Source organism: Providencia sp. PROV255 (assembly GCF_028478065.1).
In the GTDB taxonomy this organism is placed as follows: Bacteria; Pseudomonadota; Gammaproteobacteria; order Enterobacterales; family Enterobacteriaceae; genus Providencia; species Providencia rettgeri.
In genome coordinates this window covers 35,896-48,433 of record NZ_JAMPMI010000008.1, presented here as the reverse complement: position 1 = coordinate 48,433, position 12,538 = coordinate 35,896, and the positions used below count along the sequence as shown (strand labels likewise).

7 protein-coding genes are annotated in these 12,538 nt (G+C 41.1%); 5 read left to right on the top strand and 2 right to left on the bottom strand.

Annotated features, from left to right (window positions below; all coding sequences use genetic code 11):
- Positions 1–53 precede the first annotated feature (53 nt).
- The gene (locus tag PR725_RS07080) at positions 54–1,019 is read right to left on the bottom strand and encodes a threo-3-hydroxy-L-aspartate ammonia-lyase (RefSeq protein WP_004910908.1); all 966 of its coding nucleotides are present in this window, start codon (positions 1,017–1,019) and stop codon (positions 54–56) included.
- Between the two features lie 27 nt (positions 1,020–1,046).
- A complete protein-coding gene (locus PR725_RS07075) occupies positions 1,047–1,436 on the bottom strand; it encodes a RidA family protein (RefSeq protein ID WP_109912231.1) in 390 nt (129 codons plus the stop codon).
- Between the two features lie 359 nt (positions 1,437–1,795).
- On the opposite strand from PR725_RS07075, the gene PR725_RS07070 reads away from it, so the two are divergent.
- The 5 genes from PR725_RS07070 (at position 1,796) to PR725_RS07050 (ending at position 12,509) form a co-directional block, all read left to right on the top strand.
- The gene (locus tag PR725_RS07070) at positions 1,796–5,530 is read left to right on the top strand and encodes a DUF4132 domain-containing protein (RefSeq protein WP_272519719.1); all 3,735 of its coding nucleotides are present in this window, start codon (positions 1,796–1,798) and stop codon (positions 5,528–5,530) included.
- A 24-nt stretch (positions 5,531–5,554) separates the two neighbouring features.
- Positions 5,555–6,664, top strand: coding sequence for an ATP-binding protein (locus PR725_RS07065; RefSeq protein WP_109912233.1), 1,110 nt, complete (start codon positions 5,555–5,557; stop codon positions 6,662–6,664).
- Positions 6,665–6,769: 105 nt separating this feature from the next.
- On the top strand, positions 6,770–9,316 hold the full coding sequence (locus PR725_RS07060; RefSeq protein WP_267750936.1) for a DUF5682 family protein: 2,547 nt from the start codon (positions 6,770–6,772) through the stop codon (positions 9,314–9,316).
- On the top strand, positions 9,316–10,470 hold the full coding sequence (locus PR725_RS07055; protein ID WP_109912235.1) for a VWA domain-containing protein: 1,155 nt from the start codon (positions 9,316–9,318) through the stop codon (positions 10,468–10,470). The genes PR725_RS07060 and PR725_RS07055 overlap by 1 nt, the downstream gene beginning before the upstream one ends.
- Positions 10,467–12,509, top strand: a complete 2,043-nt coding sequence (locus PR725_RS07050; protein ID WP_272568288.1) for an SWIM zinc finger family protein — start codon at positions 10,467–10,469, stop codon at positions 12,507–12,509. Before PR725_RS07055 ends, PR725_RS07050 begins: the two co-directional genes overlap by 4 nt.
- The last annotated feature ends 29 nt before the right edge of the window (positions 12,510–12,538 follow it).

Genomic DNA, 12,538 nt, shown 5'->3' with positions numbered 1-12,538 from the left:
ATTTTTAGTATTGCTAATAGATGAAGGGCGGTGTTCATTATGAAACTAATTACTTATAAAACTAATTGTGCAAAGTGCTGAATATCAACATTACCACCGCTGACAATGACCCCCACGCGCTTACCTTGGAATTGTTCTTTGTGGGCAAGGGCAGCAGCATAGGACAAGCAACCTGTCGGCTCAACGATAATTTTCATGCGTTCAGCATAAAATTTCATGCGGTCAATAAGTTGCTCGTCGGTTACAGTGAAAATATCATCAACCTTGTTTTTGATAACAGCAAAGGTGTAGTTACCTAGATGTTGGGTTTGCGCACCGTCTGCGATGGTTTTTGGCGTATCAATGTGCACAATTTCCCCTCGATGAAATGATTGTTGCGCATCATTGCCGGCTAAAGGCTCAACCCCATAAATTTGGCAGTTAGGTGATAATTTTCTGGTAGCAATGGCACACCCTGAAAGTAGGCCTCCGCCACCTAAGCAAACAAATAGGGCATCCAATTCACCCACTTCTTCAATCAGTTCTTTGGCTGCGGTACCTTGGCCAGCGATGATATCAGGGTGGTCATAAGGAGGAATAATCGTTAACTCTTGTTGAGTAGCGAGTTGTTGGCAAAGCACTTCTCTGTCTTCTTTATAGCGATCAAAGCGGATAACGGTGGCACCGTAACCCTGTGTAGCAGCCACTTTCACCGCAGGTGCGTCATTGGGCATAAGAATAGTGGCAGGAATATGCAAAAGTTGCGCTGCTAAAGCGATACCTTGTGCATGGTTACCGGAAGAAAATGCAATAACGCCCGCTTTTTTCTGCTCGGGGCTTAACAAACTCAACGCATTAAAGGCTCCTCGAAATTTAAACGCCCCCATACGCTGAAAGTTTTCACATTTAAAAAACAGTTCGCCCCCAAATTCTTTATTTGCGGTGGTTGAGGTGAGAACAGGGGTTTTATGTGCAAAACCCGCAATACGTTGTGCTGCTGCGTCTACATCTTGATAAGTCGGTAATATTAATCCTGACATGATATAACCCCAATGAATAATAAGTAATTAAGCAGACATCGCAATCGCTTCAATTTCTAATGCTGCACCAAAATGAAGTTCAGCAACGCCTGCGACAGCACGAGCTGGGCGGTGATCGCCTATCCAACTAGCATAAATCTGGTTGAATAACGGCCAATTTTCCATATCTGTTATATAAACTCGAACTTGAACCAAATGCGCTTTGCTACAATTAACAGCATCTAAGCATGCTTGTAAATTAGCAAGCACAAGCGTGGCTTGCTCTTGGAATGCTACGTCAGTCATCGCATTGCCTAACTTATCAACGGGTAATTGCCCTGAGATAAAAACCAATCCATTAGCAGTAACACAGTGTGAATAATGCCCTTTTGGAGCAATGAGTATCGGTGCATTCACACATTCAATAAGTTGACTCATATCTGCCTCACCATGCACAAAATACGTTGACTAGATTTTTAGTCTAATATTAGATTTAGTGTTTAGTCAACGTTTTCTTCGCGAATAAATTTGATGTAAATAGCAATAAACTGTTATCAGAATTATCGTCAACATAATAAAAAGAAAAATATAGGTATAAGGCAGTTAATTAAATAATTTATTGGGTAAAGTTTAATTATAAAGAGTAAACCTATAGCTATATCCCTATAGGCAGAATTTAAAATCGCAAGACGGGTTAAATGATATATCTTAATTAAAAATGATTAAGAATAATCAAATTGTGACGATATGATTAAAATGATAAGAAGTTGTTATATAAATACTTTTAGGGAAATCAGATGGCAAAGTTCACATTTAATCTTCTTTCAATTTTTGGGAAAAAAGAATCACCCGTTGCAGAACAATATTTACAAGAAGCGCTTTTACCTTTGTCTGTCTTAGATGAAGAACTACCTAAAACCGTTTTAGAGTATGTATTAGATGGAAAATCGCCAGAAGTATTGGTTCAATTAAGCCAATTGGATAACGAAAAAGCGGTTATTTTGCTCGATAAACCCGGTACCGTAGATTGGTGGTGGGGAGGAAATAGCTTTAATTCGAGCCAATATAATAAATTAATTCGCCAAGGGGCAAATGCAAGACATAAACTATATTCGAAAGTGGGCGATGGGATTACTTCATCGCAAATTGCCCGTTTTGCAAAAGTATTAGCGGCGGCGTGCCAAGATATTAACATCAAAGTATTAACACCTGAATTACCATCGTGGGTAAGTTATTTAATGGGCGATGCCTTTGCAAAAACCTATGATAATTCGCGGGATACTAAGTTAGAACACCGTAAACATTGGCATTTTGACCTACTAACTGAAATCATCGAACAAGAGACAGATAAACCGGCTAACACTATTTTATATATCATTTTCGATCGTCATCATTTATCTGATTACCATTATGATAACTTAAATCGGTTATTTGCCATTCCAGGATTCAAAGCGTATTTAATCGCAGAACAAGCATTTATTAAGCAGACGTTAGTGAATAATTTATCTGCTGCAGGGCAAATTCAGTTAATCAACACACTGAAGAAAGACGTTGAGCTTTATACGCTTTTTGCTGATGTATTAGTTTCTTTTGCTACTAGTTCGTTAAAAACAGTGCGTGCAGCCGCGGAACCCACAATGGCAATTTTACCTGCACAATCGGTTACGCAACACTTAACTCAAATTTTAACTGGAGGTACGCCAAAACAGCGTACCCAAGCAGCAGATTTGTTTGCCCGTATAGGCGAACACAGAGAGATATTAGCAGCGGCATTGACAACGGAAACCAATAAAACCGTACTGAAAAGTATTGAAAGTGCAATTTCGAGATTTTCAGTCATGGATACCGCCAGCCAAGTTGAAGAGACTGAATTACCTGAGTTTATTGAATTAGAAGATACACCGCTGCCTGAAAGTGCAAAAGATATCTTAGTTAATAATTTCAATGAAATGCTGCAAAAAGCCAAGGAAAATGCAGAAAGTGAAATTGAAGAAAACAAAAAACAGAAGCACAGCTACAATTGGGCACAGCGACATTATAAAGAATTCCAAAAACTCAATGCGCAAGCCTGCTGTAAGGTGATTGATAAGCTGAATTCAGGTAAGGAAATTATTACTGACCATGAATATAGCGTGGTGAAATTTAAAGAACGTATTACTAACTTGCCCGAATATAACTTATTCCATGCATTACGTCTGATCAGCCATAACCGAACAAATGAGGAACATTTATCCCATTACCATCTTACACGGGAAGTTCCACCGCGAATTCTTGGGCAAATTGAATTGCGTCAGCTAGAAAAAACGTTAACACAATGTCATTTTAAAAACGCAACACGGTTGATTGCAGACCTTTGTTTACGCTCATATGCTAATGGGTTAGCAATTTTTAACCAGCCAGCACAAGTTTGGCCGTTTTTCATTCAATACCCAGATTTTATTGCAGAAGCATTAGGTTTAATTCCTCAACAAGAAACGCAGCGTTATTATCAAGAATATGATGCGGCGAGTGGAATTGATGTCCTTGCAATGTTACCGACCATTCCAGCACGTTTTATTCCACGTATTATGGAGTTGGCTCTTGGGGAAAATAAAACCCACCGCCTGAGTGCACAAAAATTACTAGAGACATTACCGAATATTCACCTCAACGCGGCAGAAGGGTTAGATTCAGGCAAACAAGAAATTCGTGTCACCGCAATTGAATGGTTGGCTCGTTTGAAAAATCCAGAGTCATTAAAACCACTCTATGCCTTATTAAAGAAAGAAAAACGGGAAGTTGTACGGGCGGCCTTGTTAACTGCACTGGAACAATTTGGTGAGGATATTTCAGGTTATCTTGCGCCTAAAGTGTTATTAGCTGAAGCGCAAAAAGGGCTAAAAGCGAAAGCGCCTGCTAGTATGGCATGGTTTAATCTCGATTCTTTGCCGGCATTAACTTGGCAAAATAATAAACCCGTAGAAGCCGATATTATTCGCTGGTGGGTGGTTCTGGCCGTTAAATTAAAAATGCCAGCGGGTAATGGATTACTTCAACGTTATATTGGTTTACTTTCGATAGATAGCCAAAAGAAATTAGGTAGTTTTATTTTAAATAGTTTTATCGGGCAAGATATTGCTGGGCCGTCATTAGAAATGGCAATGACAGAAGCAGAACGTGATGCCCCAAAACGCTTAGCTAATTATCAAGATTGGGTGAAACGCTGGCCTGAATATTATAGTCAGTATGAAAACTATACTTTAGAGCAGACGTTTAATGAGATAAAAAATGAAGTTCTGCGCCGCTATTTAGGCTCCGCTATTAGTGATAAAGGAATGTTAGCGCTGATTTGTGGTATTGAAGGGCACCTTGCCGTAACCACATTGCGCAACTATATGCGTGATCATTACCAACGTCGCGCACAAATTGAAGCCATGATTGATGCGGTGGCGACAAGCAATGACCCTCTGATTATTCAATTATTATTGTCACTTTCTCGCCGTTATCGTACCGCGTCAGTTCAAGAAAAAGCGCGCGGACTTGTTGCTCAAATTGCTGAACGTAATGGTTGGAGCGCGGATGAACTTGCAGATAGAACAATACCGACTGCCGGAATGGATGAAACAGGTATTTTGGCACTCGAATATGGTGACCGTACGTTTACTGCGAAGCTGGACGCACAGCAAAAATTAGTCTTATTTAATCCAGAAGGCAAAGAAATCAAAGCATTACCCGCTGCACGTAAAACCGATAACGAAGAATTGGCTAAAGAATCTAAAAAGCTATTCACTGCGAGTAAAAAAGAACTCAAGCAAGTCATTGAACTGCAAACGGCTCGTTTATATGAAGCGATGTGCGCAGAGCGCCTTTGGACAACCGCAGATTGGCAGGAATATATCCAAGCGCACCCGGTGATGCGTGGCCTTATCGAAAAATTAGTTTGGATAGAAACGAAAGAGAACAATATCCTGAATGTGTTTCGTCCATCGGATGATGGCAGTTTATTAAATTTAGATGATGACGAAGTGACGTTATCTGCTGACTCTTACATCAAATTAGCCCATGCTGCATTGGTCAGTGAAGATGAGCGAAAAGCGTGGATAACGCACTTTAAAGATTACAAAGTGAAATTTTTATTTTCACAAATGGAACATAAAATCCCTGCTCTGGATCTGAAATTAACTGAAATTGAAGATCGTAAAGGGTGGTTAACCGACACCTATACCTTGCGTGGCGTCTTGACAAAAATGGGTTATCAACGCGGGCAAGCAGAAGACGGTGGGAGTTTTACCCATTATGCAAAACACTTCGCCAGTTTAGGTTTTTATGTCTATATCGAATTTAGTGGCAGCTATGTGCCAGAGGAAAATATTCCAGCGGTCTTGTTTTCATTAAGCTTCGAAAAATCACAACAAAGCTCATGGAACCGCAGCTATATCGAGTTAAAAGATATCCCACCTATTTTATTAGCTGAAAGCTATGCGGATTATTTAAAAGTTGCGGATGCGTGTGCAGGTTTTGATCCTGAGTGGGAAAAGAAAACACCTTGGTAAGTGGGTTTAACGTAGGATTTTAGAATGACTAAAAGTAAAACAATAGAAGGGAATATTCTGCGTGAAAGCGCAGAAATTCGTTTTGCCGATGAATTGGCGCGTTTAACCGAAGCAGATAAACAGAACCCGAAACCACAAGGGTGGTTGCGCTCACCTCGTGCTGTTAGGCAATTTATCTTAGGTGATGAATCACTCAATATTTCTGCAAAATTTTTTGGTGATGATGCTTTAGTTGACCGTGCAATTGTGACGTTATTAGGTAAACAAGGGTTAATGTTAGTCGGGGAGCCTGGGACGGCAAAATCCATGTTATCGGAGTTATTAGCCGCTGCAATTAGTGGTGATTCAGGTTTAACCATTCAAGGAACCGCGGGCACAACTGAAGATCATATTAAATATTCATGGAATTATGCATTGCTATTAGCTGAAGGCCCAACAGAGAAAGCATTGGTTAGCTCGCCGTTATACCAAGGTATGCAAGAGGGGAAAATTGTTCGTTTTGAAGAGATCACGCGCTGTCCTCCTGAAATTCAAGATGTGCTGGTTAGCTTGATGTCAGAAAAGCAAATGATGATCCCTGAAATGAAAGACAATGCACGGATCAGCGCGAAGCAAGGGTTTAATTTAATTGGTACAGCAAACTTGCGTGATCGTGGCGTTCATGAAATGTCATCAGCGTTAAAACGTCGATTTAATTTTGAAACGGTACGGCCTATCCAAGATCCCGCATTTGAAATTAAGCTGATCAATAAGCAATTAACCGCAGAGTTAGCTGACCTCAATGGCCAAGTAACCATCCCAAGCAACGTGATCGAGCTGTTGGTCACCACGTTCCAAGAATTGCGTTCAGGAAATACCAAAGATGGGGGCAGCATTAAAACGCCAGACGCGGTGATGTCGACAGCTGAAGCCGTTAATATTGCTTATGCATGTGCACTTGAAGCCCATTACTTAGGTGATGGCATACTCAATGCAGGAGCAGTTGCACGCCAGCTTATTGGTGTGGTTTTAAAAGATAACGCAGATGATATCAAACGGATGCGTTATTACATTGACAATGTCGCGAGAGAAAGGGCGAAACATAGCCAAGAGTGGAAAGCTTTTTTTGATGCTTCGAGGGCATATTGGCAATAAAGTTTCATAACAAGGTAGAGCCACTATGGTTCTACTAACCCCTCGTCATGATGATTGAATTAGTACTAGGCCATTTAAGACGAATAACCCTTAGGGAAATCAGCGGTGAGCTTGCTATCTATACCTTTACCAAAACGCATTGAAAATGCATTACACAACAGGCAACAACTTGAATCAGCCGGTATCTACTTTGCACCTATTCGGCATCATAGCCCCGCATGTGCATACAGCACGTTGTCGTTGATTGAACAAATCGAACCTGACTATGTTTTAATCGAGGGACCCGATAGTTTTAATGGGCTACTGGCGAGCTTATTACATCATGATACCCAGCCACCTGTCGCTATTATGGCACAAACAGAAGTAAAACCCGCACAAGTAGGAGATAAAAGTGACGTTGTCACTCGATCTGCTTATTTTCCTTTCTGTGAATATTCCCCTGAATGGCAGGCTTTACAAATCGGCCAACAACACCAAGCCCAGTTGCGTTTCATTGACTTACCATGGACAGCGCAAGTTAATGAAGACGAAGCCAATGAGTTGCAATCTCAAAGTTTGCAGAAAGAACGCTATTTAGCCCATAGCCTATTTATTAGCCAGCTTGCGAAAAAAAGTGGTTGCCGTGACCATGATGAATTATGGGAGCAAATTTTTGAATTACGGGCGATTGAACAACTCGCGGATTGGCAGACATTTTTCATGGATAGCTTTATTTGGTGTGCATTGGCACGGCTTGATTATGAGCCCCAAGTCCTTGAAGCAGAAGGCTCTATACAGCGTGAGCGCTATATGCAAGCGCATATCCAGACCATTAAAGCCCAGCACCCACAAGCTAAAATTGTGGTGGTGACGGGAGGATTCCATACTCTTGCGCTTCTTGAAGGATTAGAAGAGGTTCGCAATCAACAATTTAATCTTTCTGCGGCACAACAAAAAGCGTTTATTCAACAACAAAAATTGGGTGAACAAGACAAGGCTTGGTTTATCCGCTATAGCTATGACAAGCTCGATGCATTAAATGGCTATGCATCCGGCATGCCTTCTCCTGCATTTTACCAACAATCATGGTTGTCATTATTACAGCAACGCCAAGCACAGTTAACAGGCGATAACCAGCCTACACAGGCTTATCGAAACCGTTTAGGTGTTGCCTATCTTTCTAAAGTTGCGAATGTCTTACGTGAAAAGCAATTTGAAGCAGCTCCTGGATTTTTATCGGTTAAACTGGCTGCAGAGCAAAGCATTCGCCTTGCCGTCTTTCGTGGGCATGCAGGCCCTGGGCGTTATGACCTGTTGGATGGGTTACAAAGCGTTTTTATCAAAGGTAGCTTAGATGAAAGCCAAATTGAACTTTGGCAGGAAATAAAAACCTGCTTTTCCGGCTTTTTACTCGGAAAAATTCCCAAAGGGACCGCAACACCTCCGTTAGTCACTGAAACTTATGAAATAGCAAAAAGCTTTCGTTTCAAACTTGATGATACTTTAAGTAAGGTGAGCCGCTTAGATGTTTATCGTAACCAACAACATCGTGCGCGCAGCCGATTTCTGCATTTACTAGCATTTCTTGATATCCATTTTGCTAAGCTGCTCTCTGGGCCAAACTTTTTGTCGGGTAACCAAATGGATTTATTATTTGAAGAATGGCAATACGCATGGACGCCTAATGTTGAGGGGGAATTGATTGCATTATCGGAAAAAGGAACGCAATTAAAAGCTATCGCGCTAGCCCGTTTGTTTGAAATGGAAAAAAACCTAGAACAACAAGGGGTTAGTCGCTCAAGCCAAAGTGCGGTTGCACTCCTTATGCAAGCCGCGTTAATTGGGTTACATCAACGGATGCCCGCATTATTTTCTTTGTTGGATGGTTATATTCAGCAGGATACAAAGTTTGAATCATTGATTGCTTGTGGTCATAAACTGGTTCATCTTTGGAGGGGGCGTCAATTCTTTGATATTGAAGATAATTTTGCTATCGAAGCGCGTTTAGATGCCTTATTACAACAAGCATTTTATTGTTTTGCTCAAATTACACAAGGGGATGAACAGCAGCAAGAGCCTCATTTTTCAGCATTACTTTCTTGCCGTGAATTAATCACTTTTATGCCTGAAATTAATAACAGCCATGACTACACCAATGATTTTTATCAGGCATTAGGCCGTTGTGAAGGTCAGTTAAATCAGACACCGCTTTTAAAAGGCGCAGTGGATGCTTTGCGTTACCTTGGGGCGAAAATTGATGAAACCGTCCTGACAGATGAAATTAGGCGCGCGTTCAGCACAGGCAGTGATCCTGAAATGGCAATTGGCTATTTTATCGGTGTGATGCGAACAGCACCAGAGTTAGTCTTACGCATACCATTATTAATTGATATGTTAAATCAGTTGCTTAGTGAATGGGATGAAGGGCGTTTTATTCAGGTGTTACCTGATTTACGGTTTGCGTTTAGCCAGTTAACGCCTAAACAAAATGCACAAATGGCACAATATGTGGCACAAGACTTGGCGATTGAGGCAAAAGAACTCACATTGCACCAGACAGAATTTAATGAACAACAGATGATGGAAGTGATTCAACTCGAACAACAATTACAGAGCCAGCTGATTGAACTAGGGTTACAGGATTGGTTTGCTCGTGCTCAGGATGACAAATAATGAGTCAGAAAAATACGACATTAACCCCTGAACAACTTCAATTGGCTAAGCGCTGGCGCTTAGTCCTCGGGCAATATGCCGATAACGCGCTGGGCCAAGCCACCTTTAGTGCTGAAGAGTTGAAAATAGAACGTTCTTTGGATTTTTTATATCGCCGAGAATACCAACGTCGAGGCTTAAAACAAGAAGCTGGACGCCACGGCTCCTTAGATGCTTCTCAATTAACGGCGGTTAACTGGTTAAATCAAGCACGTAAATTATTTCCTAATAGTACTTTTGAGCGGATGCAATCCCAAGCGTTAGAACGTTATGAGATCAGTAGCTTACTAAAGGATCCACAGGCGCTCAATGCCATGGAACCGACAAAATCCCTCGCTAAAGCCTTGTTAAGCTTACGCGGGAAAATGAATGAAGAAACCCGTGATGCCGTTAAAAATATTATACGTAAAGTAGTTGATGATATTTTAAGTCAAATGCGTAACCAATTTCGTCACGCATTAACAGGGCGGCGTAACCGTTTTCAACGTTCACTGATCCCAAACAGCCGTAATTTTGATTGGCGAGGGACTATCGCTGCCAATTTGAAGAATTACGATAAGCAAAATCAACGGTTAGTTATCAAAACACCCCATTTTAATTCTCGTCAGCAACAGCATTTACCATGGGATGTGATCTTGTGTGTGGACCAAAGCGGCTCGATGGCGAGCTCTATTATGTATGCCGCGGTGTGTGCGAGTATATTAGCGGCATTGCCGACAGTGCGTGTCTCTTTAGTGATTTTTGATACTCAAGTGGTAGATTTAAGCCATCTTGCGCATGATCCCGTTGAAGTGTTAATGACAGTGCAACTGGGCGGCGGAACAGATATCGCTAAAGCCATGCAATATTGCGAAAGCTTAATACGTAACCCAAAACGTACCGTGATTAGCTTAATTAGTGATTTTGAAGAGGGTGGCGCGCTGAATCATTTACTCAATTGCACACAGCGTTTACATAGCCAACAAGTGAAATTATTAGGTTTAGCTGCGTTGGATGACGAGGCACTCCCTGTTTATGACCCTGAAATTGCCCAAAAACTCGCAGATAGAGGGATGCATGTTGCAGCATTAACACCGGAGCATTTTGCGCAATGGTTAGCAGAGGTCATGCAATGAGTTGGAAAAACAGTTACCTACAGTATGACGACGACGCATTAGTCGTATTAGCGAATGTGGGGTTACTCAGGCGTGCACGCAAAGATGTTGAAAACCAAAAGGTTAATCCAACGGACTTAAACCTTGGGACATTCACGAGTGATGGGCAATGTGTCTCTTTAGATGCGCAAGGGATCCAAAAAGCCACTTGCGATTGCCCAGCAACGGGATGCTGTAAACACATTTTGGCAGCAGTTTTATGGATTCAATCGAATACAGCCGCAGAAATGACTTCAGCAGAGCCGGTAGCTAGTGAAACGGTGCTAAGTGAATTATTAGCATTATTACCAGAAAGCTTAATTAAACAAACACCGAAACCTGATATTCGTTTAGCGTTGAGATTTATGCAGGTATGGCAAGATAAAGAGCTGGTTTATGAAGCACATTCTAGCCAGTTAAAAATTATCCTACCAGAATATGATGAGCCAATTATTTATATGCGAGGTAGTGGTTTGCAGGGCATGATTTCATCAATACCTGAAAAACAAAAAAATGCAGTTCATCTCGCTATTATTGCAAAATTAATGCATCAGCATGGCCAACCATGGCAATGGCCAGAGGAGATAACCGTAGGTCAAACTCATCAACAAGAGCTGACCCAAGACGATAAAATGGTGATGGGTTCAGTTGAGCAATTCATTCAGGATATGTTACGACAAGGACTATCACATATTAGCCAAAGCAGTGCTAGCCAGTTGCAATTACTAAATATGTCAGCACGTGCGGAAGGGTTGCCTCGCTTAGCCAATTATATGAAACGCCTTAGCCAGCAAGTTAAACGCTTAGCCGATAAACATTTTACGATGGATGAAGGGCAAGTTTTACGGTTAATTGCTGAAATATCTGCTTATATGTATCAATTATCAACAGCCAATGAACATCAGCTTATGGCACTCAAAGGGTTACAAAGACGGCAGTATACCGACCAACCCATAGAGTTTGATTTGCTGCCTATCGATGCGAATTGGTGGAAAACAGATAGCGGTGCGATCGGTGCTACATTGAGTTTTTGGGATCAACAAAATAAAAAAATTATTCAATGCACACAGGGGCGTGGAAATAGCCTTGACCCGACGTTTAACCGACAAAATGTTTGGCAAACCTTGGCGTTATGGAAACATACCGCAGTAAGTTTGATGAAAAGCCCCTTTAAATTGCATTTACCAAGGTTATCAGAGGAAGGGAAATTATCAGCTAGCGGTGAAAGCTATGCAGTTAGCTGCAAAGAAAAAGGATTAACAACTGATGATTATCTTAGCATCAAAGCTGAATTTGGTTATACCGACTGGCAATCAGCAGCTAACGAATTACCGACATTTATACAAGAGAATAGGTTTTCGCCCATTTTATTGCATATTACTGATTATGAGCCGCTCTATTGGGATGAAACCGAACAATGTGTATTGTGGACGGTGATTGATTCACAAAAAAACAGGGCGTTTTTACGGCTAAATTGGCAAGGAAGTGATGACCATAAAATTGAGGAATTGCGTTTTATTACAAAGCAGCAATGGCCAATTTGTGCTGTGACGGTGCAGGTGAGCCATTCACAAGAAGTGCTTCAATTAATCCCCAAAACATTATGGTTAAAAAAAGAACATGGTATTGAGCTGTTCTATTTAGATTTTGAAAGTACACCGCGTAAGAAACAACGTTCTGGTTTTTTTAATAAAATTATCGAATATATGGTGAAAAAACAGCAAAAAAACCAAGTTTTTGTACCTGAATTAACGTTGGCTAGTCAGCTTGTTCGGCCGCTACTTTCGGTATTAGAAACTCAAGCATGTACAGGAAGGCAGCGTTTATCTCAGACTCAACAAGATGAAATAGCGTATGTCGTTAGAACACTTGAAGATTTGGGGGCGCTTTGGTTGGCTAATCAGTTCAAACCTTTGGTGGCTTCCGGCGCTATACAACCCCAATTACTTTTACAATTAGTTTATTTATGTGACCATTTTGAACGGTTACAAATGCCATTACCTTTTCAATTTAGCCAATAACATGAGGGGAGGTATTCCCCCATGTTATG